Origin of the sequence: Sphingomonas sabuli, assembly GCF_014352855.1 — a bacterium.
Classification (GTDB): Bacteria; Pseudomonadota; Alphaproteobacteria; order Sphingomonadales; family Sphingomonadaceae; genus Sphingomicrobium; species Sphingomicrobium sabuli.
This window is the reverse complement of sequence record NZ_CP060697.1, coordinates 2,028,739-2,055,386: the sequence shown is the minus strand read 5'-3', so window position 1 is coordinate 2,055,386 and position 26,648 is coordinate 2,028,739. Positions and strand designations below refer to the sequence as shown.

The 26,648-nt window shown below is 62.1% G+C and carries 25 protein-coding genes and 1 tRNA gene; 18 read left to right on the top strand and 8 right to left on the bottom strand.

The window, feature by feature from the left end:
• Positions 1 to 164: 164 nt before the first annotated feature.
• The 4 genes from H8M03_RS10340 (at position 165) to H8M03_RS10325 (ending at position 5,376) form a co-directional block, all read left to right on the top strand.
• Positions 165 to 1,130 carry a ParB N-terminal domain-containing protein gene (locus H8M03_RS10340; RefSeq protein WP_187479357.1) on the top strand — a complete coding sequence of 322 codons (966 nt, stop codon included), beginning with the start codon at positions 165 to 167 and terminating at the stop codon, positions 1,128 to 1,130.
• The gene (locus tag H8M03_RS10335) at positions 1,120 to 2,130 is read left to right on the top strand and encodes a hypothetical protein (protein WP_187479356.1); all 1,011 of its coding nucleotides are present in this window, start codon (positions 1,120 to 1,122) and stop codon (positions 2,128 to 2,130) included. The genes H8M03_RS10340 and H8M03_RS10335 overlap by 11 nt, the downstream gene beginning before the upstream one ends.
• A 763-nt stretch (positions 2,131 to 2,893) precedes the next feature.
• Complete coding sequence (locus tag H8M03_RS12920; RefSeq protein WP_222931922.1) at positions 2,894 to 3,034, top strand: AlpA family phage regulatory protein; 141 nt, start codon at positions 2,894 to 2,896, stop codon at positions 3,032 to 3,034.
• The gene (locus H8M03_RS10325) at positions 3,031 to 5,376 is read left to right on the top strand and encodes a primase-helicase family protein (protein ID WP_187479354.1); all 2,346 of its coding nucleotides are present in this window, start codon (positions 3,031 to 3,033) and stop codon (positions 5,374 to 5,376) included. Before H8M03_RS12920 ends, H8M03_RS10325 begins: the two co-directional genes overlap by 4 nt.
• 259 nt (positions 5,377 to 5,635) lie before the next feature.
• On the opposite strand, the gene H8M03_RS10320 is transcribed toward H8M03_RS10325, so the two are convergent.
• Complete coding sequence (locus tag H8M03_RS10320) at positions 5,636 to 7,078, bottom strand: RES family NAD+ phosphorylase (RefSeq protein ID WP_187479353.1); 1,443 nt, start codon at positions 7,076 to 7,078, stop codon at positions 5,636 to 5,638.
• Positions 7,079 to 7,174: 96 nt separating this feature from the next.
• Between H8M03_RS10320 and H8M03_RS10315 the strand changes: the two genes are divergently transcribed.
• Positions 7,175 to 8,128 carry an HNH endonuclease gene (locus tag H8M03_RS10315; protein ID WP_222931874.1) on the top strand — a complete coding sequence of 318 codons (954 nt, stop codon included), beginning with the start codon at positions 7,175 to 7,177 and terminating at the stop codon, positions 8,126 to 8,128.
• 6 nt (positions 8,129 to 8,134) lie between these two features.
• Here H8M03_RS10315 and H8M03_RS10310 read toward each other — a convergent pair whose 3' ends face one another.
• The 4 genes from H8M03_RS10310 to H8M03_RS10295 are packed head-to-tail and all read right to left on the bottom strand — an operon-like array spanning position 8,135 to position 12,449.
• Positions 8,135 to 9,388, bottom strand: a complete 1,254-nt coding sequence (locus H8M03_RS10310; protein WP_187479352.1) for a hypothetical protein — start codon at positions 9,386 to 9,388, stop codon at positions 8,135 to 8,137.
• The gene (locus H8M03_RS10305) at positions 9,385 to 9,819 is read right to left on the bottom strand and encodes a very short patch repair endonuclease (RefSeq protein ID WP_187479351.1); all 435 of its coding nucleotides are present in this window, start codon (positions 9,817 to 9,819) and stop codon (positions 9,385 to 9,387) included. Before H8M03_RS10305 ends, H8M03_RS10310 begins: the two co-directional genes overlap by 4 nt.
• 3 nt (positions 9,820 to 9,822) lie before the next feature.
• On the bottom strand, positions 9,823 to 11,226 hold the full coding sequence (locus tag H8M03_RS10300) for a DEAD/DEAH box helicase (protein ID WP_187479350.1): 1,404 nt from the start codon (positions 11,224 to 11,226) through the stop codon (positions 9,823 to 9,825).
• Positions 11,223 to 12,449, bottom strand: coding sequence for a hypothetical protein (locus tag H8M03_RS10295; RefSeq protein WP_187479349.1), 1,227 nt, complete (start codon positions 12,447 to 12,449; stop codon positions 11,223 to 11,225). The genes H8M03_RS10300 and H8M03_RS10295 overlap by 4 nt, the downstream gene beginning before the upstream one ends.
• Before the next feature lie 263 nt (positions 12,450 to 12,712).
• Between H8M03_RS10295 and H8M03_RS10290 the strand changes: the two genes are divergently transcribed.
• Entirely contained in the window at positions 12,713 to 13,903 is a 1,191-nt protein-coding gene (locus H8M03_RS10290) for a DNA cytosine methyltransferase (RefSeq protein WP_222931873.1), read from the top strand.
• A gap of 97 nt (positions 13,904 to 14,000) precedes the next feature.
• Here H8M03_RS10290 and H8M03_RS10285 read toward each other — a convergent pair.
• Positions 14,001 to 14,075: transfer RNA gene (locus tag H8M03_RS10285), tRNA-Thr, on the bottom strand.
• A gap of 91 nt (positions 14,076 to 14,166) precedes the next feature.
• Between H8M03_RS10285 and H8M03_RS10280 the strand changes: the two genes are divergently transcribed.
• The gene (locus H8M03_RS10280; RefSeq protein WP_187479347.1) at positions 14,167 to 14,316 is read left to right on the top strand and encodes a hypothetical protein; all 150 of its coding nucleotides are present in this window, start codon (positions 14,167 to 14,169) and stop codon (positions 14,314 to 14,316) included.
• Here H8M03_RS10280 and H8M03_RS10275 read toward each other — a convergent pair.
• The gene (locus H8M03_RS10275) at positions 14,260 to 14,649 is read right to left on the bottom strand and encodes a cupin domain-containing protein (RefSeq protein ID WP_187479346.1); all 390 of its coding nucleotides are present in this window, start codon (positions 14,647 to 14,649) and stop codon (positions 14,260 to 14,262) included. The genes H8M03_RS10280 and H8M03_RS10275 overlap by 57 nt on opposite strands.
• Positions 14,649 to 16,445 carry an aminopeptidase P family protein gene (locus tag H8M03_RS10270; RefSeq protein WP_187479345.1) on the bottom strand — a complete coding sequence of 599 codons (1,797 nt, stop codon included), beginning with the start codon at positions 16,443 to 16,445 and terminating at the stop codon, positions 14,649 to 14,651. The genes H8M03_RS10275 and H8M03_RS10270 overlap by 1 nt, the downstream gene beginning before the upstream one ends.
• Before the next feature lie 89 nt (positions 16,446 to 16,534).
• Between H8M03_RS10270 and H8M03_RS10265 the strand changes: the two genes are divergently transcribed.
• From H8M03_RS10265 to H8M03_RS10215, 11 genes are all read left to right on the top strand, one after another.
• On the top strand, positions 16,535 to 16,681 hold the full coding sequence (locus H8M03_RS10265; protein ID WP_187479344.1) for a hypothetical protein: 147 nt from the start codon (positions 16,535 to 16,537) through the stop codon (positions 16,679 to 16,681).
• Between the two features lie 24 nt (positions 16,682 to 16,705).
• On the top strand, positions 16,706 to 16,921 hold the full coding sequence (locus H8M03_RS10260; RefSeq protein WP_187479343.1) for a hypothetical protein: 216 nt from the start codon (positions 16,706 to 16,708) through the stop codon (positions 16,919 to 16,921).
• Positions 16,922 to 16,989: 68 nt separating this feature from the next.
• Positions 16,990 to 17,754 (top strand): class I SAM-dependent methyltransferase, encoded by a 765-nt coding sequence (locus H8M03_RS10255; protein WP_187479342.1) that lies wholly within the window; start codon positions 16,990 to 16,992, stop codon positions 17,752 to 17,754.
• 31 nt (positions 17,755 to 17,785) lie between these two features.
• The gene (gene ppa / locus H8M03_RS10250) at positions 17,786 to 18,313 is read left to right on the top strand and encodes an inorganic diphosphatase (protein ID WP_187479341.1); all 528 of its coding nucleotides are present in this window, start codon (positions 17,786 to 17,788) and stop codon (positions 18,311 to 18,313) included.
• Positions 18,314 to 18,351: 38 nt separating this feature from the next.
• Positions 18,352 to 20,409, top strand: a complete 2,058-nt coding sequence (locus H8M03_RS10245) for a S9 family peptidase (protein ID WP_187479340.1) — start codon at positions 18,352 to 18,354, stop codon at positions 20,407 to 20,409.
• Complete coding sequence (locus tag H8M03_RS10240) at positions 20,409 to 21,779, top strand: hypothetical protein (RefSeq protein WP_187479339.1); 1,371 nt, start codon at positions 20,409 to 20,411, stop codon at positions 21,777 to 21,779. Before H8M03_RS10245 ends, H8M03_RS10240 begins: the two co-directional genes overlap by 1 nt.
• Positions 21,776 to 22,183 (top strand): acyl-CoA thioesterase, encoded by a 408-nt coding sequence (locus H8M03_RS10235; RefSeq protein WP_187479338.1) that lies wholly within the window; start codon positions 21,776 to 21,778, stop codon positions 22,181 to 22,183. The genes H8M03_RS10240 and H8M03_RS10235 overlap by 4 nt, the downstream gene beginning before the upstream one ends.
• Before the next feature lie 10 nt (positions 22,184 to 22,193).
• On the top strand, positions 22,194 to 22,835 hold the full coding sequence (gene maiA / locus H8M03_RS10230) for a maleylacetoacetate isomerase (protein WP_187479337.1): 642 nt from the start codon (positions 22,194 to 22,196) through the stop codon (positions 22,833 to 22,835).
• A 14-nt stretch (positions 22,836 to 22,849) separates the two neighbouring features.
• Positions 22,850 to 23,641, top strand: a complete 792-nt coding sequence (locus H8M03_RS10225) for a class II aldolase/adducin family protein (RefSeq protein ID WP_187481040.1) — start codon at positions 22,850 to 22,852, stop codon at positions 23,639 to 23,641.
• A 7-nt stretch (positions 23,642 to 23,648) separates the two neighbouring features.
• Positions 23,649 to 24,797 carry an L-lactate dehydrogenase gene (locus H8M03_RS10220; RefSeq protein ID WP_187479336.1) on the top strand — a complete coding sequence of 383 codons (1,149 nt, stop codon included), beginning with the start codon at positions 23,649 to 23,651 and terminating at the stop codon, positions 24,795 to 24,797.
• Between the two features lie 66 nt (positions 24,798 to 24,863).
• Positions 24,864 to 26,645, top strand: a complete 1,782-nt coding sequence (locus H8M03_RS10215) for a TIR domain-containing protein (protein ID WP_187479335.1) — start codon at positions 24,864 to 24,866, stop codon at positions 26,643 to 26,645.
• Positions 26,646 to 26,648: the final 3 nt, after the last annotated feature.

Below are 26,648 nucleotides of genomic sequence, written 5' to 3'. Positions count from 1 at the left end.
AACGGCTTTCAACGAACGGGCGGCTCGCGCTAGCGGACCTCCACGCAGATTCAGAAATCCAGGCACTCATGTTCAGAACTCTAGAACAATTACCGGTAGATCAGCTCGACTTGGACCCAGAAAATCCAAGGCTTCCTAGCGGCTTGCCCCGCGCACCTGACGAGATGCTTCGATACCTCGCTCTGACATCTTCAATTGATGAGATAGTCTCCGCCATAGGTTCAAATGGTTACTTCGAGTCGGAGCCTCTAATCGGTGTCGCTACAGCCGAGGGCAGAATCACCATCATCGAGGGCAACCGGCGCCTTACTGCTCTTAAACTTCTCTTGGGCGAGCGCTTCGATGATATGCCCGCGCGCATTGCACAGGCCGTTGAACGGGCTGCGCACCGTCCGGCAATCGTCCCCGTTGCTATATACGATGCGCGCGCGGATGTTCTAAATTATCTGGGCAACAAACACATCGCCGGCGTGAAACCATGGGGGGCGCTTGCGAAGGCGCGCTATGCAAGGCAGCTCTTCGAGGTTGCCAATGGAGCCGACTTCAACGAACGTGCCAGAGCTGTCGCTCGAACCATTGGGAGTAGAACCGATTTTATTACGCGCGCCCTTAAGGCGCACGATGCATACGAAGTCGCGGCGCACCATGAGTTCTTCGATCTTCCAGATGTGGACGAGGAGTCTGTTAAGTTCTCACTTTTGTCCACCGCTTTAGATTACGATGGTATTCAGAACTTTGTGTACGATAACCCCGATGACCCGGTCGATCAGCGAGTAATCAATCAGGATCGGCTTCGCGAACTATTCTCTTGGATGTTCGTCAAGCACGAACAAGGAAGAACACGTTTAGGAGAGTCACGAAACCTCGTTCAGTTGTCTAGGGTCGTTTCGAATCCCGACGCACTTGAGAAATTTCGCCGGGGTATGGATCTAGATCAAGCATATAGATTCACAGACGGCATTGACGAGGAATTCGACTCCATAATCGTGTCGGTTCAGAGTTCTCTAAGAACCGCAAACTCGATCGTCGCGGAAGTACATTACTCTGAGCCGCGCGCCGCGACTGTCACATCGATCGAGAGACAGGCGCGGAACCTCAAAACTGCGTTCGACGAGAACAATGCAGATTGACCTCGGTCGAGTCGATAAGACTCAACCTCATCTGTTCGCTGACACGCTAGAAATAGTGTGCGTTGCCACAGGCGGCCCGGTCTCCGCAACGGACGCGATGGGGTTAATAGCAACTTCGGTCGCACCTGCCGAGGAAGGCCTCAGCAGAGACGAACCAGACCTAAATGACGATGGGGTGCCAGACGAAGAGGCAACCTCAATCACGGCCGAACGGCACGCGATCTATGTGGAGGAGTGTTTCCGCCAGCTCGAATACAGGGGCGGAGCCTTCGGCGCAGCATACCCATTCCAGGTTGATGGAAACCTCTTAAAGCTTTCGGAGCGCTACAATCCCCTGCAGTGCCTTTATCTTTTCCTCCTGTACGCATCTCGCACGCGCACCTTTCGCAACACCCGCGGATTAGCGCAGGAATTAGCTGATTATTTCGAATTGATCAGTCGCGATGTGCTCCGAAAACTGATGCCGTCGGCTGCCGACGTGATCATGTTCGGACCAAACTCAGACGACCGCCGTAAACGGTTCCATACGGATTTGCGTACTGCTCTCCCGATGCTCGCCAAGTTCATGGGAATGCAGATGGCTCCGGACTGGAAGTCGGAAGACGAAGCTGCTCAGGGAGATGCGAGCATCGATCTGGTCGGCGTCCAGAAGTTGGACGACGGTCAAGGAGGCTGGAACGTCTTTCTGGGCCAGTGTGCAGCACATGAGAAGCACGACAGCTGGAAGAAGAAGAGGGCCGAAGCGGACCTCGATTATCATCGTTCGCGCTTTCACACCAAGGTCCGAACGCAAAGTGTGCTGTTCGTTCCAGGCTGCTTCCGACAAACAAACGGCGAGTGGGTCAACAAGGCCGCTGCAGACAACGTCATTTTGATGGACCGGCTACGAATCCTCCGAGCCCTGCAGGATCAGGATCCCGCTGTTTTAAGCAGTTGCTGGTTTCTTCGGGAAAAGCAGCTCAACGGCCCCGCTGCGCACGCCTTCCTTGATCTAATCTGATGCTGAGTCGCTTCAGTCCGGTGCCGCTGATCAGGCTCCACATTACTGTTTTCTGTCCAGCTAAACGACAGGCGAATGCAGAACGATCAGGCGGTGCATAAGCGCGCCGCGGCAGTATACGCCGAACTAGCTGACGCAACCCGCCGCGCCGAGTGGTTGAGCGATCAAGACGTCCTGCGGCAGCTTCGGCGAATTTCGATTGGTCGGCAGAAGAGCCTTCCTGTGTCAGTTGTTGAGCGGCTTGCAGACTATGCTGTGTCCATCGGTCGGCTGCCGGGAGATGGGCGCATTTGTGCGGCAGCAGAAGAGCTCATGAAGGATTGGAATCGAAGTAATCCATACGGCGATTGTCACGCTCTTTCGGGGCCACCGATCTCGACAGCAGCATTGGCTCGGGGGTGTCAGGGATCGAGGGGCGCCCATCGGGGGGCGAGAGAAGTCACGAAATATGATGAGCTAAGCACCCGGGCCCTGGACGCAGCAGCGCTCGTGCTCCGGACGGAGTGCCCGCACGCTTGGTCATACGGCGGGCATGACGCTGAATCTACGGCCGCTGAACGTTGGCTCCTACAGTCACTATCAAAGATTGAGCCGCGAGTGACTCCGGCAATCATTCGGGCGGTCATCCACCGAACGCAGGTTTCTAATCAAAGGGAAGAGACCCCGCCGGCCTCCAGATAGCCGAAGACGACCCGCAAAGACTTAGGAGGTCGTCTTGAGCACACCAGAAAACAATTTGCTCGGACTGAAGCGAGTTCGAGAAATGACATCGCTCGGAAAGAGCACAATCTACCGGATGATCGCGGGTAAGCAGTTCCCGCGGCCGCTAAGGTTAAGCGAGCGACGGGTGGCATGGCGCCAGTCTGACATCAATGACTGGCTCGACACGCGAGCGAAATCGTGAGCGACGCTGACAACGTTGCGGCGTCAACTCGAAACGTCGAAGCTGCGATTGACTTCCTGAATCGCTGGTACGGCGACGCACCCCGCCAGTTAGTTTCGATCGTGCCCGATGGCGCCATCGCGTCTAAGTGCCTGTGGCCGCAGAACCCCGCGGAGCTTCACGACTGGCTGCGGAAGGAAGTTGCCGCAAAGAAGAACCTGTATTTTCACGTCAACCAGCCGGGGTGGGCGCTCGACAAGCGGGCGGAGAAGAAGGACATTCGCACCGTCCGAGCGCTCCACGTCGACATCGACCCGCGCAAGAATGAGGCTCCTGAGGCCTGCAAGGCACGCGCGATAGTGGCACTAGCCAAGCACGAACCGCCGCCGAGTGTAGTCCTCGATTCTGGAAATGGGATACAGGCTTTCTGGCTGTTGGACGAGCCGGTGACGCTGGACGGCACTCCGGAGGCTTGGGAGAAGATCGAGGCGTACAACCGCGCCATCCAGGGGCAGTACGCCGCCGACAGCTGCTTCAACGTCGACCGCATCATGCGCTGCCCCGGCACCATCAATGTGCCGAACAAGAAGAAGAAGGCCAAGGGCCGCACGGAGGCCCCGGCCTGCCTCGTAGAGAAGCTGACGAACTGGGCGAAGCACCCGCTCAGCGCCTTCACGCCGGCTCCGCAAATGCAGCAGGCTGGCTCCACCACCGCCCGCCGCGGAAAGGTGGAGATCAGGGGTAACCTGCCCCGCTTCGCCTCCACGGACGACCTGCCGGTCAAGCTGCAGGACTACACGGTCATGCTCATCGTCAACGGTGAGGACCCGGAGAACCCCACCAAGTACCCCAGCCGATCTGAGGTGCTGTGGCGCGTCCTGTGCGACATGGTCCGCGCCCGGGCCGACGACGACACCATGGCGGCGGTCATCCTGGACCCAGACTTCCGTATCAGCGCCTCAGTTCTCGATAAGCCTCGACCTGAAGCATACGCCGCGGAACAGATCGCGGCCGCACGTGAGGAGGCGATCAACCCCGCCTTGCGTGAGCTCAACGCCCGCCACGCAGTTATCGAGAGTGACCGAGGTGGCCGCTGCGTGGTGGCTGAGGAGGATTGGGATGACGTGATGGGCCGGTGGCACATCAAGTACCAAAGCTTCGAGGCTTTTCGTAATCGGTACATGCATCGTCCCGTCGAAATAGGTCGAGACAAGGCGGGCAACGCTATCACCATGCCCCTGGGCAAGTGGTGGCTAATGCACGAGCACAGGCGGCAATACCGCAAGATCGTCTTTTGGCCGAACCGCGACGTCCCGCCGGACCAGTACAACCTGTGGCGCGGCTTCGGCTGTGATGCCCGCCCGGGCGACCGTCATGAGGGATTTCTCCGCCACGTCCGCGAAAATCTCTGCGGCGGCGACCAGCAGCTATTCGACTACGTGATGAACTGGGCAAGTAGGATGGTGCAGCACCCGGACGCCCCGGGGGAGGTTGCATTGGTTATCCGGGGTGAGAAGGGCACCGGGAAGGGCTTCTTCTTCCGCACCCTTGGCTCGCTTTTCGGACAGCATTTCATGCAGGTGAGCAATCCAAAGTTTCTCGTTGGCGACTTCAACGCACACCTACGTGACTGCGTGTTCCTGTTCGCTGACGAGGCGTTCTTCGCTGGGGACAAGAAGCACGAGAGCATCCTGAAGGCGCTCATCACCGAGCCTACCCTGACTATAGAGGCCAAGGGCATAGACGCAGAGCCCGCGCCGAACTTCCTGCACATCGGCGTCGCCTCGAACGATGATTGGGTCGTTCCTGCTTCGGCCGACGAGCGCCGCTACTGTGTCCTCAACGCCCGCCTCAACCGATCGAGTGGGCGGTCGCAGTTCGATGCAATTGCCTCGGAGTTAGCCGACGGCGGGCGTGAGAATTTACTGCATTTCCTGCGAAGCCGTGATCTGTCCGACTTCGACCCTCGCGACGTGCCGTGGACGACCGCACTCGAAGAGCAGAAGATGGCGAGCTTGGATCCTGTGGCTCAGTACCTCTGGTTGCTCCTGGACGCAGGTGAATTGCCGAACAACGTGCGCGGACGCGCAAATTTCGCTTTCACGCACGGCGGCCCCGGCACCTATGGACTGGCAGAGGATGCTCGGCGTCGAGTTCCTAGCATCATCCGAGATGGCGAACGGGCCCTCTGGAGAGGTTTGAAGGCAATCGGCGCTGAACGCGAGAACGGGCCGCCGCGTGGCTGGAAGTTCCCGGCCCTTGCAGAGGCAAGGCGCGCGTTCGAACGCATGTATTGTAAGCTGCCTTGGGACAGTGACGTTACGGAGTGGCAGCCGGTCACGGGAGCGGCGACGCCCTTCTAACGCTCCTCTCGCTAAAACTGCTCACCGGGGGGAGAGTTGAATAGAAGCGACAGCAACGGCGAGGTTAAAAGAGTTAGAGAAGCTAAACTCATAGTTTCACATACGGTTAGCACTAACCCTTCAAAAAGCTCTTCTAACTAACCTAGGCTGTGGTTTGCACCTGCGCCTACTAGCCACCTGGAGTTCAGCCCAGAGCCGTGTTCAAGCTCCTGCTGAGACGTGCCTCAGATCATTCCGACCGGAACCCACGGGCCGCCCTTCAGAAATGCGGCTCGTCCCAATCGTCGAATGTCACAGCGGTGGTTTCGAAGGTGTAGCGGATCGAACTCGCGCGCAACCGTGATACGCCTTCCTCAGCAAGCTTCAGCGCTGGCTGAGGCGGCACACCCGCGCCGCTATCAGCGCTGCTGAACCACTCATCGTCTTCCTCTGAGAAGATGCCTTGCCACCGCTCCCGCTTCTCCGGTTCGGGCGGCGGCGCAAGCGGCTCAAAGAACACGTGCAACTCTAGTGGACGATCCTCGTCGTCCTCGTTCGGGCCGCTCTCATAGCTGAACTTCACCTCTCGTTGCGGTTCGTCAGCAGCTCCCTCGACGACCGATGCATGAGGAAAGAGTACGAGATTAGAACGACCGCCGCTGATCTGCGCCGACCCAAACACAAGGCCGTCAAAGGGCGGGTCCACGCGGGTCCATAGATACTCCGCAACCACCTGTGTCGGCAGATATTCAAGCGTCTCGCGCTCCGGCAACACTGGTTTCTTAATCTCGTCGTGGAAGCCTCTTAGAAAGCTCGCGTAGCTTCGTAACCGTTCGAAATCTTCCTCGAAGTAGCTCAGTCGCCGCTGCGCGGCTTCTAGTCGTGTGAGGTCCAGCACTCGCAGCGGGCGGATTATTTCGAACCGCCCGACGATCGCCGCGCCACCCACAGGCACTCGCAATTCGGCAACGCACGTCTCCGCATCGAAAGCGCCATAGAACACGCTGATTCCAGGAGCGTTCATTCGACCGCCGCCAGCTACGCCGGGCGGCGGCGCAGCTAGACGGTTCAGACGCTGCTCGAAGATGGGTCGGCAAGCTGCATCGTCATTCGCCGGTCGTGCACGATAAACGTATCGCGTGGCGTCATCCTCACCGAGGGTGCGGATTGCGCCGCCATGGGGCCAATTTCCGTCCACGAGCGGCCCGAGGACTTCGTCGAGAACAGCGGCGCCATCATCAATGAAGAAGCGCCTCTCCTGCTTCAAGTCTTCACAGAATCTATTCCAGCGGTGCCTGAGAATGCCAGAATCAGCATCCTGTATCGCATAGCTGTCCTGGCTTTGATCGTAGTAGTCATAGCCCCCATCGTGGACGTCCCAGCCGTGCCGACCGGAAAGCTCACTGACGATATCCTCGCCGATACTTTCGTACTCAGCCTCAATCATCTCGTTCATTAGAACGCTCGGGGGGTCTCCGTCCGGACCGAAGTCCGGGCGACCGCCACGCATGATGAAACCTTCCCGCGCCGGACCCACAACAGCTTGGAAAACTGGATCTACTCGGGTGGCGAGCCACTCGATGGTCACCGTCCGCCGGCGCTGCTGGCCGCAGTAATCGCATTCGGCCGACCGGCCAACGGACCGAATTTCTGCGGCCAGCACATCCTCCGCGATGCACTTGCTGCAAACACGCGCGCTCTCGTCTTCATCCTCTTCGGCCACGCTCCAGCCCTTCCTGCTCAATCTACCTAGCACAAGCTCCGGGTGATCACGCTTTGCTAACGAGCAGTAATCGGCGATGATGCGCCAGAGGCAAGCATGCGCTACTGGTGGGTCAATCACGCGCAGACGGTCCGGCAGGAGATCACCGGCGGCTATTTGTGGTCGCCCGTAGTCGAAGCGAATGGCGCCCGGAGTCAGTTTTACGACAATATGCGGGAGGCGTCCCCGGGTGATCTGGTTCTATCGTACGCGAATGGGAAGATCGGTCGCATTGGCGTGGTCGGCGACTTTGCCATAAGTGCGCCGAAGCCGTCAGAGTTCGGATCCATCGGGTCGTACTGGCAGGATGCCGGATGGCTGCTTCCCGTGCAGTGGCTAGAGCAACAGATTAGTGTCCAACCAAAGGCGATCATCGGTCGGCTCGCCGGCGTCTTGCCTCAAACACATTCGCCGATCAGAGCCGCAACCGGAGCCGGCAATCAAAAGGCATATCTCGCCGAGGTCGACCGAGCAGTTTTCGAAATAGTTTTCGCGGCGGTCGGTCTCGCTGTTGGGGACTTCGAGATTGAGACACCAACAATCACCATCGCGGACTTTGCCGCGCAATTTGATGATGCAGTTGAAGCGCAAATTCGAGCGGATCAGGACCTAGACCAAACGACGCGCGATCAGTTGACGCGCGCACGGCGAGGTCAGGGGCTCTTCCGAAGGCGCGTCTTGTCCAAAGAACCGGCTTGTCGCGTCACTGGGGTCAGAACACCCACCTTGCTGATTGCAAGCCACGTGAAACCGTGGCGCGCTTGTGAGACGGCCGCTGAACGGCTCGATGGCTTCAACGGACTTATGCTAACCCCGCATGCGGATTTTCTATTCGATCGCGGACTCATCGGATTTGCCAACGACGGCACGACCTTGTTTTCTTCCAGGCTAACCGAGGCGGATGGCATCAAGCTGGGGTTGCACCATAGCCAGCGACCGCCGGCCAAGCCGCTGCACGATGCGAGCTTGGGATATTTCGAACACCACCGCAGCAAGGTCTTCATGGCTTAGCGTTGGTTACTTCTTCCTACGCAGCGCGGACATGAGCACGTATCGACCGGATTCGGGAGTAAGAGCGCTCAAAGCTTCTTTGTAAGCAGCATCTTCGTCCCTCACCTTCGGCTGAAACCCGACCACCTTGAACCAAGGTTGGTCTTCGGGCGGGATAAGTTCCAGCTCATGAAGTTCCTCGCGCACGGCCGGCGCCACCTGAACGGTCGACGAAGTGTCGAACAATGGTTCAAAGTCACGCCCTTTGATGTCGAATACGTAGTCGAAGGCGCCAAATAGCTTGTTGACTACTTTTACGCGGACCTGCTGCATGTCGGGCGCCGGCTGTGGCCTGAAGGGTCGAACGGTTCTGCGCACTATCGGGTGCAGGCTATCGGTTATGTGCCAATCGGCACGAAACTCGCGACCGCCTTGATCATCTTCGATCCCGACCGTTTTGCACCAGAACGCTTTCCGCGCGTTCGACAGCTGCTCGAGGGCGGTGGACGGATCGCTTGGAAGTTGGTCGAACACGTACAGGTGCACCTCGGCACGGAGTGACTGCATCTTTCCGAGCACCGCTGGCAGCTCAAAGTAAATTGTATCGCCCCGAGAAGGCAGGCTGCGCTCAGCCTCTGCTACGATAATAATGGTTCTTTGGAACTCGCCTTCACGCGGAAGATCGTCAAACTTTGACGCGAGGCCCTCCATGAATTCAGCGGCCCACCACGCATAAGCTTCACGTTGCGTCGGATCGTATTCGACAGCGCTGCGATCTGCGGTCGAGATATGCTCGCGAATGTCGACGAACACGTCATGGTCCGCCGGGCCTTCGATCAAAGTCGCAGCCTCGCCGTTGAGCCCGTGCAGAGCGAAACCGGTAAGATTGTGCGAGCCAACCACAGCGGCGCACTGACTGTTCGGCAGCTCGAAATAATACACCTTCGAGTGCAACATCGGATGATAGCGGTAAAATCCGAATTTGGCAGACGCTCCCGTGGGCCGGCTGTGGCCCAAGTGAACGCGCAGACGATCTTTTGGGACCCCGACGCCGAGCAAGCTTTCAAAGGCATCAAACGCCCGCCAGGTTCCTGCGCCGACGACCAAGGATTTGAGCTTCGCTGGTTCGGCAGCGAGAACCTCATGGAGTGCCTTGGCGCCCTCTACAGTCATGAAGCCCGTTATCATCGAAGCAGAGCTACAACGGCGATAAAGGTCGCGGAGCGTAGGTGCGATCTCTCGCTGGGGTGTATCGAACAACATTCGGACCGTTGGGCTCATCGCTTTGCTCCTGGTTCGGTTGACGAGGACAAAAAGGCTTCCAACCGAGCATGGAGCGCCGATGTGTTCCGTGTTTCACAATCCCACACGGTAAGGACTTCCCAACCAAGTCGCTTCAGCTCTTCCTGGGCTTTCGCGTCTCGAGACACGTTCCTGCGCAATTTGTCGTGCCAGTAGTGCGAGTTTGAACTGGGTACTCGCCCGGCTTTGCAGGCAGTGTGCTGATGCCAGAAGCATCCGTGGACGAAGATGACCTTGCGGCTCGGCCCGAACACCAGGTCGGGATTTCCGGGAAGATGCTTGCGATGCAGTCTGTAGCGCCGACCCATCGAATGGACCATTCGGCGCACGATCATCTCGGGCTTCGTGTGCGCGCCCTTTATTCTGCGCATGTTTTCGCTGCGCTGTGGAGCGGAAATGCGGTCTGCCATTTGTTATTCCGGCAGCCTGCTAGTCGCGATCAAGCTGCACATTTCTTCTGGTGACAGGCGGCTCAAGGCTGCACCAACATCAGCGTCGGACAGCAGGTTGCGAGCCATTCCCGCCTTACGCTCAAGCGCCTGGGCTACGGCTTCGTCGATCGTGTCAGCCGCTATCAGCCGGAGATAATTTACCGGCAGAGACTGGCCGATCCGATGATTCCGGTCCTGACTCTGGGCATAGTGGTCGTAGCGCCACGACATGGACTCGTAGATCGTGAAGCTGGCGGCTGTTAGCGTGAAGCCGGTACCAGCGGCGGCCGCGTTGGCGATCAAAACGCGCGTGTCATCATCGGTCTGAAAGCGATCAGCGAGCACTTGCCGGTCAGAGTTTTCGATCGCTCCGTACAGGGCGACGGCGCGGTGGTGCGCATACCGCTGCAGGAGTGTCTCGATGTTCCGGACATAGGCCGACCAGATGATGACCTTACGGTCCGGTACCGACAGAATGTCCTCTAAAAGACCATCAAGCACTTCAAATTTAGCCGGATCGTGCGGCGACTGAGGAAGTAGCAGCGCAGGATTGCTAGCTAGCTGGCTAAGGCGAGTGAGCCTTGCGAGAGCTGTGGACGCAAATGCGCGGTACTGCTCACCGGACATTCCCTGGATTTCGCAGACCATCTGCGTTCGCATGTCATCATACAATTTTCGCTGCCAGGGCGGCAAGTCGACGAGAACATCACTGAATATTTTGTCGGGGAGGTCGAGGCACTGGTCTTTCGTTCGCCGCAGGACCAAGCGATCCAGCACCGGCTTTGCGAATGAAGCGGCCGGGTCGGCGTCCACCTGTGCCAGAAAAGTTTCAAGAGACCCTAGCGACCGCTCTCCCGGCGCGACAATCTCAATCTGAGTAAAAAGATCAGCCGGCGTGTTCGTGACTGGCGTCCCGGAAAGGAGCCAACGGAAGTCGCAGCGTGGAGCGAAGTGACGCATTGCCGTTGAGGTGAGTGACCGCCAATTCTTTGCAGTGTGAGATTCGTCCAGCACCAGCACAACCCGATTCACAGTCGTGAAGGCTAGAACCGAAGTCACCTCCGTTCTGGCCGTTTCATAGCTCGTTACGAGGACGTGAGCCGTGCTTGCGCTGAACGTTTGGCGCCGAGTCTTAGGCGTACCTTCAGCAAGTTCCACAGTTAAGCCAGGCGCGAACTTGCCAATCTCCGCGACCCAATTGCGCTTGAGAGAGTTCGGGCAGATCACAAGCATCCGCTCTGCCTCGCCGGCTTCTCGCAGCCGACGAAATGCATCGATAGCGACTAATGTTTTGCCTAGACCTTGTTCGAAGGCGAGGAGGCCTGCCCGACCATTGGTCAGGAACGTGACCCCCTCTTTTTGGTGATCCATTAGCGCGGTGGTCACGCGGAGACCTTCGCGGCCAATCCGAGGATCACCTCGAAATAGTCTTGCGCGGCCTTGAACTCCTGGAGCTCCGCCGTCGACAGTTCGAGCACGTCGGCCTTGCTGGCGCTCGTCAGCACCTGCGTTATCCGCTTAAGTTCAAGTTTGAACTTCGGCACGTCGGCATGGATCTGATCTTCGATCATCGCCGAGCAGCGACGCAGGATATCGGCATCAGTATCATCGAGCTCGGCCGAGTTACGCTCGATCGCACGCTGAACCTGCTTCTCGAGGCCAGCGATCTTGGCTTTCATGCTGCTGGCGTTTGCCTTCAGCTCAGCCGCCAATTTATCGGCGATGTGCTTCTCACCGCTTTTAAGCTGTGCCCACTTGTCGCCGTCCTCGTAGAACTCGCGCATGAAGCGCGCATTGCGGTATTCCTTGAACACGTCGTTGCGCACCATGTCGAAGACGTCAGCCCGCAGCTCATCGTGTTGCGAGTTGTGATACTCACGGAGCATTGGCCCGACCTTTGGCGCATTGCTGATCTCTTCGAGGATGCTGAAATTGTCCGCGGCCATCTTCTGACCGTCATCTTGGTCAACGTGGTCGACGAATTTGCATGCAAATTCGTACGCTTGCCGCAGCTTCGTGACCCATCCAACGGACTTACCCATTTGTGCGGCAAGCTTGGTTGCCGTCATCAAGGCCGGCTCAGTTCCGACGCCCTCGGTCGTCTCGTAGACGAACTGCGCCTGCTCGAAGCGACCCCAGCCGCGGACGTTGGGCCCACGCACGTGAATCTTCGCCAGCAATAGGGCGCGCTCGGCTTTGCTGAAGTTCGGCGGAAGAATCTTGGCGCGCACCCGACGAAACTCGCCGGTGCCCTTCGTGTCTTTGCGATTGAGATCTCGCAAAATCGTCACGCGTGTAGCGCCTTCCCACACGTGGTATTTGGAGCTGTTGTTTGGTCGCCACGCGTAGATGGCTTCCATCTGCCCGAGCCCTTTGATCGATTTGGCTAAGCCGGCGTACCCCGACGACTTCTGCAGCAGACTTTCAAGCTCAATCTCATCCGGAAGGTGACCAGTGGGGATCACCGCCCGTAGCCGCGGGTTGCCTACCCACAAGGTCACATCGTCATTTACGTCGAGCGTCGTCTCCTCGAGCAGCCACTCTACGTCTCCGATCTTCTCGCGGAACACCTGCGGAGCCATCTCCACGTCTTGAACTGCGGTCGCCATGAAAGTCTCCTGTTTTGATTGCTCAACACGTATCAAATCCATTCACGTGTTGCAAGCCACCTCGACATGCTCTCGACGGCCGCCGTTGTTCGGCTATACTTCCGCGCCTAATCGTTCTATGTTTGTTCTGATGTGAGCTCTGGGGGGACGGTGTGAAATCTGCTTGCGGCCCGCTCGGCGGGAGTATGGTTGTATACCCGGCCCAGTCCCGACATGATGCGCGAGGGCCTCTGTGTCTTGACCTGTTCGCGGGCGCAGGTGGGTTGGCCGTCGGCTTCAAACAGGCTGGCTGGACAGTAGTCGGCGGGAACGACGTGGACAGCAATGCTTCGGCGACTTTCAGGTTGAACTTCCCTGAGGCCGTGTTCTTCGAGGGCTCGGTTACCGAGCTAACTCCGAGGCTCGTTCTCGAGAAGTGTGCGCTGGCGGAAGGCGAGCTGGATTGTCTAATCGGCGGGCCGCCCTGCCAATCGTTCAGCTACAACAACCATCAGCGCTCAGACAGCGATGATCGTGCACGTCTTTTCGAGCACTATTTGCGCATTGTGAGAGGCCTCAAACCCAAAACTCTGGTCATGGAAAACGTACCCGGGATTCTCACGATTGGCGGCGGCAGCGTAGTCGCAGCGATTCGCGCAGAACTCGGAAGTATGGGGTACCAGACCACGCTCGATGTGCTGTCAGCTGAGGAGTTCGGCACGCCGCAAGTTCGCAGGCGCGTCTTCATCGTCGCAACACGAGCGGGTGAGCCAGCATCGATGCTGCCGCGGCCCACTCATAGACCGGCGAACCCTCGCAAGCGGAAGACGCACGACCTCAAAGGGCTCAAGAAGACCGTCACCGTGCTGGACGCGATTGGCGATTTGCCGCCGCTGCAGAGCGGAGGCGGTTCGCAAGTGGCGGATCGCGCCGGAATTTCTGCATTCACAGGATTCCAGCGGCAAGCCCGGAGGGGATGCCGAAAGCTCTACAACCACGTTTGTCACGGACTAACCTCGGTGAACCTAAACCGGGTTATCCACGTCCCCGAGGGCGGAAACTGGCGGGACATTCCACGCGACCTGCTTCCGGCAGGGATGCAGCGGGCAAAGCTGACCGACCATACAAAACGCTACGGCCGGTTAGCGAGACGAGGTTTCGCTTCAACTCTTCTGACCAAGTGTGATCCCCACTGGGGTGCCTACCTTCATCCGACTCAGAACCGCACGATCTCTGTTCGCGAAGCGGCTCGCCTCCAAGGCTTCCCGGATAAGTTTAGGTTCGCCGGCGAGAGCCTCGGTGCGCAGTATGAGCAAGTGGGCAACGCGGTGCCCGTGCCACTGGCAGCATCAGTAGGCCGCGCTGTGATCGAGCATTTGGCCGCTTGTCCTCAGAGCAGCGAGGTTGGACAGGACGCTGGTAAGGATTGCTGCCGAGGGGAGCCTTCAGCAAACGAGCGAAGAAGAGCCGCATAAGTGATCCAGCGGCCCCGGAGCGGCCCCTCTCGATTGGGGGCAGCGCAGCTCGGGTGTTCATTTACGCAAAATTTCTCGCAATATCAACGCGAAGAAATGGTGCTGCCGGTGAGGATTGAACTCACGACCTCAGCCTTACCAAGGATGCGCTCTACCACTGAGCTACGGCAGCATATGTCCGGAAGACGCGGCGCTATGGCCAAGCGGCCCGGCATCGTCAACCCGCCCTTGCCCCCGCCGGGCGCCCGATCCAGAATGCGGGGATGAGCGGCAAGGACAGGTCCAAGGAAGAAAAACTGGCCGAGGCGCTGCGCGAGAATTTGCGGCGGCGCAAGGCGCAGGCGCGCGACCTGCGTTCAGCGGGGCCGATGCCGGGTGCCGACCCCGGCGGTGATGAACAGGGCGAGGACTGAACCGTCGCAATCCGCCGTGTGCCAGGCGCCGGGCGGATTGATCGCATAATCGCCGGGCCCCAGCGTCACGCTCTGCTCATCCCCGTCGGCCAGCTGCTGGTGGAGCGTCAGCGTTCCTTCGAGACAGCACACCACCTCGTCGCCCGACGGGTGCATTTCCCACATGTCCCAGCTCTTTTCGAACCGGTGGAGGGAGACCAGCCGACCCTCTACGCCATCTTCCGTGCTGCGCTGTTCATAGTCCGCATACCATTCCATCCCGTCGAATTCGGGCTGCGCGAGGGCGCGCGCGCCAAGGCCAAGATGGATGGGGTGCGTTAAAAGCGATGGCATCAAAGCGGCGCGCAGGCGTCCTTGAGCCAGGCGAGGTCGTCGCCCTGCAGCTGCGGGGCGATCTTTTCCACCACCTGGGCGTGATAGTCGTTCAGCCACCGGCGCTCGCCATCGCTTAGCATCGACGCGTCGATCAGGCTCTTGTCGATCGGCACGAAGGTCAGCGTTTCGAAGCCCAGCGTATCCTTGTCGCCGCCCTCGACCGGGTGCTCGACCACCAGCACCAGATTCTCGATGCGGATGCCGTATTCGCCCGATTTGTAATAGCCGGGCTCGTTGGACAGGATCATGCCCGCCTGCAGCGGCTCGTCGCCACCCGACTGGCTCGATCCCGGCGGCGAAATCCGCTGGGGCCCTTCGTGGACGGCAAGGAAGCTGCCGACGCCGTGGCCGGTGCCGTGGGCATAGTCGCAACCCGCTTCCCACAGCGGGCGGCGCGCGAAGGCGTCGAGTTGCGAGCCGCGCACGCCCTTGGGAAAGACGGCGGTAGCGATGGCGATATGGCCCTGCAGAACGCGCGTGAAGCGGTCGATCATCTCTGCCGTCGGCGTGCCGATCGGCACGGTGCGGGTGATATCGGTGGTGCCGTCTTCATACTGGCCGCCCGAATCGACGAGATACAGCGTGCCGGGCGCGAACTTGTGATTGGTCGCTTCGGTGCCCTTGTAGTGCGGCAGCGCGCCGTTGGGCCCGTAGGCCGAGATGGTATCGAAGCTGAGGTCGCGAAGGTCGCCATGCTCCTTGCGAAAGGCCTCGAGCCGGTCGGCGGCGACGATCTCGTCGAGTTCGCCTGCCGGGGCTTCGTCCGCCACCCACTTGAGGAAGCGCGAGACCGCCGCGCCGTCGCGCGCCTGCGCCGCTTTCTGCCCGGCAATCTCCGCTTCGTTCTTGATCGCCTTTGCCAGCACCGCGGGATCGCGCAGGCGCAGGATCCGCGCCCCGCCCTCTTCCAGCGCCTGGAAGATCGCCGCGACCGACCGTTCCGGATCGACCGCCACTGATTTGCCGTTGAAGCTGGCGCGCAAATCGCCTTCGAACGCGGTGCGGTCGTGGACGCGCACGTCCGCGCCAAGCACGTTGCGCAAGTCGTCGTCGATCTTGCGCGGGTCGACGTAGAGGTCGGCGGTCGCGTCCTTGTTGACGATGAGGAACGCCAGCGCGACCGGCGTATGAGTCACGTCCTTGCCGCGGATGTTCAGCGCCCAGGCAATGGAATCGAGGGCAGCGATGACTACCGCGTCGCCATGGACCGTGCCCAGCCAGTCGGCGATGTCCTGCCGCTTGTCGGCGCTGCTCTTCCCGGCAAGGTTCTGCGAATGCGCTTCAAGCCGGGCCGGCGACGGTTGCGGCTGGTCCGACCAGATCTTGTCGATCGGGTTCTGTCCGACGGCGACTAGATCCGCGCCCTTTTCCGCCAGCGCCTTGGTCGCGCTCTTCACCCAGTCGGGGGTGTGGAGCCACGGGTCGTAGCCGATCTTCGCGCCGTCCGGTGCCTTCTCCCTGAGCCATTTGGCGATGCTCGTTTCCGGCACCGACTGATAGCTCCATTCCTTCTCCGACACCTGCTGTCGGACCTGGATGGTGTAGCGGCCGTCGGTGAAGATGGCGGCGTCCTGCGGCAGCACGGCGGCGCTACCGGCCGAACCCTGGAAGCCGGTCAGCCACTGCAATCGCTGGGCGTAGCTTCCGACATATTCGCTCATATGCTCGTCGGTGAGCGGGACGACGAAACCGTCGAGACGGTCGGCTTTCAATTGCTCGCGAAGCGCCGCGAGCCGGTCTGCATGGCTGGACATGCCCGCAACCTAGGCTCGCCGGTGAGGCGCAACAAGACCGGCGTGGCGGCCGCTTGGCGCCGAAGTGGTCGCCCCTGCGTTGAAGAGGCATGCGACAAAAACCACCGATCGAGACGAACGACCAGCATGACGCGCGCCTGAAGCGCGAAACGGCGGAGCGGGAGCGCGAGACCCGCAAGGCCGACGATGCCATCGACGCCATGATTTCGCGCAACATCAGCATGTACGGACCATAAGCAGGGTGATCGGCGGCAGACGTCATGCGTGACGCCAGCTTCGCCCTCGCCATCCTTGCCAGCCTGTTCCTCGCGGCCGGAATCGTCGCCGGCATCAGGATGCTTCGCAAGCCCGATTCGAGCCCGCCGACGAAGCGCAACCTCGAACGGTCGAGCAAGGCGGCAATGGTCATCGTCATCGCCTTCGGGCTGAGCGCGGTGGCGGCGGTCATGGCGCTTGGCGGGCGGTTCGGGAGCTGAAGAGAGCGCGGCGGTTTGCCCGTTGTGCGGCTTGCGGCTAGGAGCGCGCGCTTGAAGGAGTGGCTCGCGTGTGGAGTTTCGGTCGGAAGCGCAAGGCCGGGGACAAGATCGATATCCCCCAGCCGCTCACCATCAATCACGGCGGGACCCCGGAGGAAGCGCGCAAGATCGGCGCCAAGTGGGCCGAGACCTTCGAACTGCTCGGTGGGCTTGGGCCGGACCAGGCGATTCTCGACATCGGCTGCGGTCCGGGACGAATGGCGATCGCCATCGGCGACCGCTTCGACTGGCGCAATGATTATACCGGGTTCGAGATCGTGCGCGACGACGTTGCCTTTGCCCGGCGGACGATTTCGAAAGCCCACCCGACCTTCGAGTTCGTCCACATCGACGCCTACAACGTCCAGTATAATCCGCTGGGCAAGGTCGAGCCGACCGCGGTGCGCTTTCCCGCCGACGACCGCAGCATCGATTTCTGCTTCGCGACCAGCATTTTCACGCATTTGTTCGCCGCCGACAGCGCGCATTACGTCCGCGAGGCCGCACGGGTGACGCGCGGCACCTTCCTGTCGACCTGGTTCGTCATCGACGAGGGGTTTCCGAAGGCGATTGAGGCCGGCACGTCGCGCTTCGGCTTCCCTCACCGCGATGCGGACGGCGTTGCCTACGAACATGCGGATGCCATTGCCGCGGCGGTCGGGCACGACTGGAGCGCGATCCAGCGTTATTTCGGCGATGCCGGCCTTTCGTGCGACCTTCACCGCGGCGCCTGGCGCGGCGACGGCAAGGGCGCCCGGCATAGCCAGGACATTATCGTCGCGCGTCCGCGTTGATCCCGAACCCCAACAGCAGAGACCCGAGCCCATGAACATCGACCTGATCCCGGTTGGCGCCGACCCGCCCGCCAACATCAACGTCATCATCGAAGTGCCGACCGGCGGCGAACCGGTGAAATATGAATTCGACAAGGCGTCGGGTGCGCTGTTCGTCGACCGCATCCTGCATACGCCGATGCGCTATCCGGCCAATTACGGCTTCATCCCCCACACGCTGTCGCCCGACGGCGATCCGCTCGACGCGCTGGTCATCGCCCGCTCCCCCTTCGTCCCCGGCTGCGTCGTCCGCGCCCGGCCGATCGGCGTGCTCAACCTGGAAGACGAGCATGGCGGCGACGAAAAGCTGATCTGCGTGCCGGTCGATACGACCTTTCCCTATTACGCCGACGTCGGGGAGCGGCAGGACCTGCCGTCGATCGTGCTGCAGCAGATCGAGCATTTCTTCACGCACTATAAGGATCTGGAGCCCGAAAAATGGGTCCGCGTCGGGCAGTGGGGCAATGCCGACGATGCGCGCAAGATCGTGATGGAAGCGATCGACAGGGTGAAGGCCTAGGCCTTTTCGTCGCGCCCGGGTGCGCTAAGTAAGCGGGCATGAACCAACAAACGCTTTCCCCGCCGCCCCGCGCCGAGCAGCGCCCCCACAGCTTCGAATTTCACGGCCACCGGGTCGAGGACCCCTACGCCTGGCTGCGCGACGCCGGCTATCCCGCCGTCACCGACGAGAATGTGCTCGGCTATCTGAAGGCGGAGAACGCCTATTTCGAAGCGGCGATGGAGCCACACAAAAAGCTAATCGACACCCTGTTCGAAGAGATGAAGGGGCGGATCAAGGAAGACGAAAGCTCGGTCCCGATCCGCGACGGGGACTGGCTATACTGGTGGGCGTTCAAGCCCGGCGCGCAATATCGCCACTGGTACCGCAGGAAAGTCGATGGCGGACCCGACGAACTGATCTTCGACGAGCCAGCGGAAGCCGAGGGCGTCGAATATTTCCGCCTCGGTGCGCTGGAGGTCAGCCCGGACGGCAAGTTGCTGGCGACGATGATCGACGCCAACGGGTCGGAGCGGTTCACGCTCAAGGTCCGCGACCTGGCGACGGGCGAGACGCTGGAAACGGTCACCGACGTCGGCATTGGATCGCCCGTATGGACCAGCGACAGCGCGGGCCTGGTCTTCACCGAGGTCAACGACAATTGGCGCAGCTATCGCGCGCGCTATCACCGGCTCGGCACGCCGGTCGGCGACGAACGGACCCTGTACGAGGAGACCGAGGACCTGGGCTTTTCGGTCGGCGTCGACGATTCGCAGGACCGCAGCCTGATCTTCATCGCCACCGGCGACAATACGACCAGCGAAGTCCGCTTCGTGCCCGCCGACGACCCGCTGGCCGAGCCGGTGCTGATCGCGCCGCGCCAGGCCGGCCGCGAATATTCGCCCGACGCCGCGCATGGAAAATTGTGGATCGTCACCAACGACGATCATGTGAACTTCCGCCTTGCCGAGGCCGATGTCGCCAACCCCGGTAAATGGACGACTGTCATCCCGGGGTCGGACAGCGTCTATCTGATGGGCGCGGCCAGTTATCGCGATCATATCGCCATGCACCGGCGGGAAGACGGGTTGGACCAGCTGATCCTGCGCACCTACGACGGCAAGGAGACGCGCATCCCGTTCGGCGAGGCGAGCTATTCCGCCGGGTTCGCGGGCAATCCGGAGTTCGCGCCGGACGCCTATCGCATCGGCTATTCGTCGATGGTCTCGCCGCTCAGCGTGTTCGATTACCACCCGGAAAGCGGTGAGCTGGAAACGCTCAAGGTGCAGGAGATCCCGTCGGGCTACGATGCCGGTCAGTATGCGACCGAGCGGCTGATGATCCCGGCCCGCGACGGCAAGCAGGTGCCGGTGTCCGTGGTCTACAAGAAGGGCTTCGAAAAGGACGGCGAGGGCAAGCTGTTCCTCTACGCCTACGGCGCTTACGGCCATGCCATCCCGCCCGGCTTTTCGAGCGCACGGATTAGCCTGCTCGACCGGGGCTGGGCGTTTGCCATCGCCCACATCCGCGGTGGCGACGACCTTGGCTACAATTGGTATCTCGAAGGCAAGCTGGACAAGCGGACCAATGCCTTCACCGATTTCGTCGACGCGGCGAAGGGGCTGATCGACGCGAAATTCAGCCGCGCCGGCCGCATCGCCATCAACGGCGGTTCGGCGGGCGGCGAACTGATGGGCGTGGTCGCCAACACCGACCCCGAATTGTGGGGCGCGGTGGTCGCCGACGTCCCCTTTGTCGACGTGCTCAACACGATGCTCGACGACAGCCTCCCGCTGACCCCGGGCGAATGGCCCGAATGGGGCAATCCGTTGACTGACAAGGCAGCGTTCGAGCTGATCCGCAGCTACAGCCCCTACGACAATGTGCAGCGGCAGGATTATCCGCCGATGCTGATCACCGGCGGTCTCAACGACCCGCGCGTAACCTATTGGGAGCCGGCCAAGTGGGCGGCCAAGCTGCGCGACTACAAGACCGACGACAACCTATTGCTGCTCAAGACCAACATGGGTGCGGGACACGGCGGCAAGTCCGGCCGCTGGGAGCATTTGCGCGAAGTGGCGGAAACCTACGCCTTCATGCTGACGCAGGTGCGGTGATGCGTCTGGCGCTGGCCCTGGCTGCGCTGGCGATAGCGTCGCCTGCCGTCGCCCAGCGCGACCCGGTGGCAAGCGCCACGGTCCAGCGCAGCGGCGATAGCTGGACCGCGGACTATGTGCTTGGCGAGGACGCGCCGGTGTGGCTGTTCGCCAAGTCGGTGCTGCCGCGAGGATCGAAGACGTCGTGGCGGCTGGGCACGGTCAGGGTGCTGACCCCCGGCGTTCGGCTGGAGCGGATCGGCGACTATGACGCGCTGGTCGCACAGTCGGGCAGCGTGCCGCGCAAGGTCCGGCTGTCGTTCACTCCGTTTTTCGAGGATATCGAGGCCGGGTATGACGCCGCGATGGCGTTCGGCGACGGGTCGGTCGCGCTCTACACCTCGCAATTCAAGCTGTTGCCCGTCGCATCGCGCGCCGTCGCCGCGGCCGCACCAACCGATCCCGACCAGATCGAAGGCGCCGGCCGCCCGACCCACATCGAAATACGCGACGCGGCGGGCGACGTCTTCTTCATGGGCGAGCGCACCGACGCGGCGATCGTCGACGATTACGACGCCTACGTGCTGTTCGGCGACGCCCGGCCGCAGGTGGGCGAAGCGATGGCGACGATCATCGATCCCAAGCTACCGCAATGGCTGCACGACTTCATCCTTTCCGAATTGCCGCCAGTGCTGGAGCGGTACCGGCAGCAACTGGGCCCCGCGCCGGTCGGCAGGCCGATGCTGATGGTGTCGTGGGGCGGCGCGACGAAGGAAGGGAGCAGCTTCGGCGGCAGCGTCCTTCCCGCGACGGTGGTGATGACGATCGGCGGCCAGCAGACGCTGACCGCCGACAAAGGGGTGAGCAATTACGCGCGTTGGCTGGTGTCGCACGAGGCTGCGCATTTCTGGTTGGGTCAGGCGGTGCGTTATTCGTCGCCGGCGGTAAGCTGGATCACCGAAGGGGGTGCCGAACTGCTCGCCTTCCGCGCCGCCGCCGCCGTCGATCGCACCTACGACGTCAAGGCACGGCTGACCCGGGCGCGCAGGGAGTGCGAGCCTTTCCTGGCGAACGGAGGCGTGGAAGGCGCCTACCGGCGGCCGGACGATTTTCGCGCTTATTATGCGTGCGGCGTGGTGATCGCGCTTGCGGCGGAGCAGGCCAGCGGCGGCGACTTCAGCACGTTCGTGAAGACGCTGATCGACCGCAACCGCGATGACGGCGTCGTCACACGCGCCGAGTGGCTCGCCCTGTTGGAGCAAAAGGCGCCGCGACGCGGGCTGCCCGCCGCCGTGGCCGAATTGCTCGACAAGCCCCATGCCGACGGCGCGGCGGCGCTCGACCGTTTCATCGCCGCCGCCGGCATCGCCGACCGGTTCGCGCCGCAATGACCGGCCGGCCGGCCTTCGCCATGGATTTCACTGCGGCGGCGGCGGACATCGACGAGCTTGGCCACGTCAATAACGCGGTCTGGGTGCAATGGATCGAACGGATCGCCGTGGCCCATTGGCGCTCGGTCGCCGACCCGGCCCATGACAGCGCCTATTTCTGGGTCATCGTCCGCCACGAGGTCGATTACCTGCGCTCGGCAGTTGAGGGCGAAACGGTCCGGGCACGGACCTGGGTAGGGGAAGCGCCCCAGGGCGCGCGCTTCGACCGCTTCGTCGAGTTCACCGGTGCCGACGGCAAGGCGCGGGTGCGCGCCCGCACCGTCTGGGCGATTATCGACAAGGCGGCCGGGCGGCCGGTCCGGGTCCCCTCCGAAGTGATAGCGCCCTTCCTCTCTGGCGAGTAAGCAGGGGGCAATGACCCGCCCCATCCTTTACGATTATTTCCGCTCCTCAGCCGCTTACCGGGTGCGAATCGCGCTCAACCTGAAACAGGTCGACTACGAGAGCCGGGAAGTCGACCTGCGCACCGGAGAGCAACGGTCCGACGACTATCGCGCACTCAACCCGATGGGCTTCGTGCCGATGCTGGAGATCGACGGGCAAAAGCTCGTCCAGAGCCTGGCGATCGTCAATTATCTGGACCTGCGCTATCCCAACCAGCCGCTGATCCCGGCGATGAAGAGCGATCGTGCGCATGTCGTTGCCCTGTGCCTGACGGTGGCCTGCGACATTCATCCGCTCAACAATCTGCGCGTGCTCAATTACCTGAAAACCGAACTGGGCCATTCGCAGGAAGAGGTCGACCGCTGGTATGCGCACTGGATCGGCGAAGGCTTCCCCGCGCTCGAAGCGATGGCCGCGCCGCAGGCCGGCAAGTTCCTCTATGGCGATGCACCCACCGTGGCCGACGTCTGCTTGATCCCGCAAATGTACAACGCGCGCCGGTTCGACGTGCCGCTGAACGATTATCCGACGCTGTTGCGCGCGGAAGAGAATGCGAACAAGCTGGAGGGGTTCGCAAGAGCGCACCCTGACCGGGTGGAGGAGAGCCAATGAACCGGGTCGAGACCATGAACCGCGGGATTTCCGGCACTGCGCCGCTGCAGTCCGTCGACATCCCCTCGCTGGAAAGCAAGGTCAGCGACGAGGAATGGGCGATCCGCGTCGACCTGGCCTGCGCGTACCGGATGGTCGCGCACTACGGCTGGGACGACCTCATCTTCACCCATCTATCGGCGCGGGTACCGGGGCCGGAGCATCATTTCCTGCTCAATCCCTACCAACTCATGTTCGAGGAAGTGACGGCCAGTTCGCTGGTCAAGGTCGACATCCACGGCAATCCCGTCGACCCGACCCCGTTCATCACCAATCCGGCCGGGTTCACCATCCACAGCGCAATCCACATGGCGCGCGAGGATGCGCAGGCGGTGATGCACCTGCACACGCCCGCCGGGCAGGCAGTCAGCGCGCATGAAGACGGGCTGATGCCGCTGACCCAGACCGCGATGCTGGTGCGCAGCGACCTTGCCTTCCACGATTACGAAGGCGTCGCGACCGACCTCGACGAGCGCGAGCGGCTGGTCGCGGACCTTGGCGACAAGGGCGGCATGATCCTGCGCAACCACGGCACGCTGGCGGTCGGCGGCAACGTCGGCGAGTGCTTCATCAAGCTCTATTTCATCGAGCGGGCGTGCCAGGCGCAGATCATGGCGCTGTCGGGCGCGTGCAGCAATCCGCCGCAAGGCACGCCGGAACTGGCCGCCGAACAGGGCATGACGGGCCTCAAGGTCGCCGCCAATCTGCTCGCCTGGCCGGCGCTCAAGCGCAAGGCCTACCGCCTCGACCCGAGCTTCGCGACCTGAGCTGACGTTGCGGCGAGCGGCCAGCGTTTCGGATTATCGCGCGCTCGCCAAGGCGCGGCTGCCGCATTTCCTGTTCGAATATCTCGACGGCGGGTCGTACGACGAAGTCACGCTGGAACGGAACGTCGAGGATCTGCGCGCGCTCGCCCTGCGCCAGCGCGTGCTGCGCGACGTGTCGGACGTGCAGATTTCCACCCAATTGTTCGGCCGGACGTTCGCGATGCCGGTCGGGCTTGGCCCGGTCGGTCTGTCGGGTCTCTATGCCCGGCGGGGCGAAGTGCAGGCGCGCAAGGCGGCGGCGGCCGCCAACGTGCCCTTTACCCTGTCGACGCTGAGCGGTTGTCCGATCGGGGAGATCGCGCGCGACGGCGGCGCCGGCTTCTGGTTCCAGCTGTACATCGTCAAGGACCGCGCGTTCGTGTCCGACATGATCGCCCGCGCCAAGGAGGCTGGGTGCAGCGCCCTGCTGCTGACGGTCGACCTGGCCGTGCCCGGCACGCGTTACCGCGACTATCGGGCGGGCCTGTCCACGCCGCCGGGCGAAAAAGGCGGATCGAAGCGCGTGTCGCAACTGGTCGGCCGGCCCGGCTGGTTGTGGGACGTCGCGCTGCACGGCCGGCCGCTGACGCTGGGCAACCTTGAACCCCTGCTCGGCGCCAACGCCGCGCTCGGCGACCTGATGGGCTGGGTAGGCAGGAACTTCGATGCCAGCGTGACCTGGGACGACGTCGACTGGGTCCGCCGGCAATGGGACGGACCCCTGGTTATCAAGGGCATTCTCGACCCCGACGACGCGCGCGCGGCCGTCAGTGCGGGCATGGACGGCATCGTCGTGTCCAACCATGGCGGGCGCCAGCTTGACGGGACCATGTCCACCGCGCGCGCCCTGCCGCGCATTGCCGAAGCGGTCGGCGGGCGAATGCCGGTACTGGCCGACGGCGGCGTGCGATCCGGTCTCGACGTGGTACGGATGCTGGCGCTGGGCGCAAACTTCGTCCTTCTGGGCCGGGCCTGGGCCTACGCGCTGGCCGGCGGTGGTCAACGCGGCGTGGCGCACGTGCTGGAGCTAATCGAAGCCGAGATCCGCGTGGCCATGGCGCTCACCGGCAGCACGCGCATCGCCGACATCGGCCCGGACACACTCGAACAGCCTTAAGCCGAAGGTTGTCATCGCCAGACTGAAGGGCGGTCGCTTGCTTGCGTTGCCCCGCCGGTTGGGCGAATGTCGCATCGCCGGGCGCCGCCGACGCCGCGGTCATGTGGGAGTGTCGGGCTGGCCAGGATTTTCCTCAGTTATGCGCGTGAAGACCGCGCCTCGATCGAGGGGCTGGCGGCGGCCTTGTTCGGCGCCGGTCACGACGTCTGGTGGGACCGCCAGATCGGCGGCGGCACGCGTTTCAGCGAGGAAATCGACGCCGCCCTGCGCGATTGCGACGCGGTCGTCGTCCTGTGGTCGCCCGCAGCCGCCGCCTCGACCTGGGTACTGGACGAGGCTGCGGAAGGCCGCGACGCCGGGAAGCTGGTCCCCATCACGCTCGGAGAATTCCGCCCGCCGCTTGGCTTTCGCCAATATCAGTCGATCGACATTGGTCATTGGACGGCGGGCACGGAATTGCCGGCCGAGCTGGACGATGCGCTGGGCCGGCTGACCAAAAGCGGCGCACCGGCACCGGCCGCACCGGTCAAGACCGCGGCCGCCAACCGTATCGCGGTCTGCGTCCTGCCCTTCCTCAACATGAGCGGGGATGTGGAACAGGATTATTTCAGCGACGGGATCAGCGAGGACATCATCACCGATCTGTCCAAGGTGTCGTCCCTGTCGGTGATCGCCCGCAACACCGCCTTCGCGTTCAAGGGGCAATCGGTCGACATCAAGGACGTCGCGCGCCAGCTCGGCGTCTCTCACGTCCTCGAAGGCAGCGTGCGCAAGGCCGGCAGCCGGGTGCGGATCACCGCCCAGCTGATCGACGGCAAGGCGGGCGACCATCTGTGGGCCGAACGCTACGACCGCGACCTCGACGACATTTTCGCCATCCAGGACGAGATCAGCCGGGCGATCGTCGCCGCACTGAAACTGAAGCTGCTGCCGAAGGAAAAGTCGGCGATCGCGCAGCGCGGCACGACCAGCGCCGAAGCGTACAATCTGTACCTGATGGCGCATCAATATTGGATCCAGGGGAATTGGGGCGACATCCGCCAGCTCGAACTGGTGGTGAAGCTGTGCCAGCGCGCGATCGACATCGATCCGTCCTACGCCCGAGCGCTGGGACTGATGGCGATCGTCCTGAACACGCTGCACAACGCCTTCAATCAATCGGACGAGGACGGCACCGCGGCCGCCGAACGGGCCCTGGCCATCGACCCGTCGCTGGCCGAGCCGCATTGCGTGATCGCCCGGCGGAAGTTCGAGGATGGCGACATCGCCGGTGCGGAAGCGTCGGTTGCACGGGCGCTGGAACTCGATCCCGACAGCTGGGCCGTGCAGAAAGAAGCGGCGCGCCTGGCCTATCATCGCGGCGAGATCGAGCAGTCCGCGGTTCATTTCGCCCGCGCGGTCGAGATCGATCCCAAGGACTTCTACACCTGGGGCATGCTGGTTGGCATCTACCCGGTCGTGGGAATGCCCGAACGTCGCCAGCACGCGGCCGAGATGGCGATCGCCGAATCCGAACGCGCGCTGATGCAGGATCCGACCAACGGCGCGGCCATCATCAGCGGGGTCGCGGGCCTTGCCGCACTCGGCCAGAACGACCGTGCCCGCGAATGGATCGCCCGGGCGCAGCTGATGTGTCCGGACAACGATATCCTGCGCTACAACCTTGCCTGCTGCCTGTCGGATCTTGGCGAAGTGGAAGCGGCGCTCGACATGCTCGAGACCGTGCGGAAACCGTCCTCCTCGGTCATTTTCGCGATCAATAGCGACCCCGACCTTGCTCCCCTTCGCGGCAACCCGCGCTACCAGCCGATTGTCGACAGGTTGGAAGCCACCGCCCGCGCTGGGTGACGC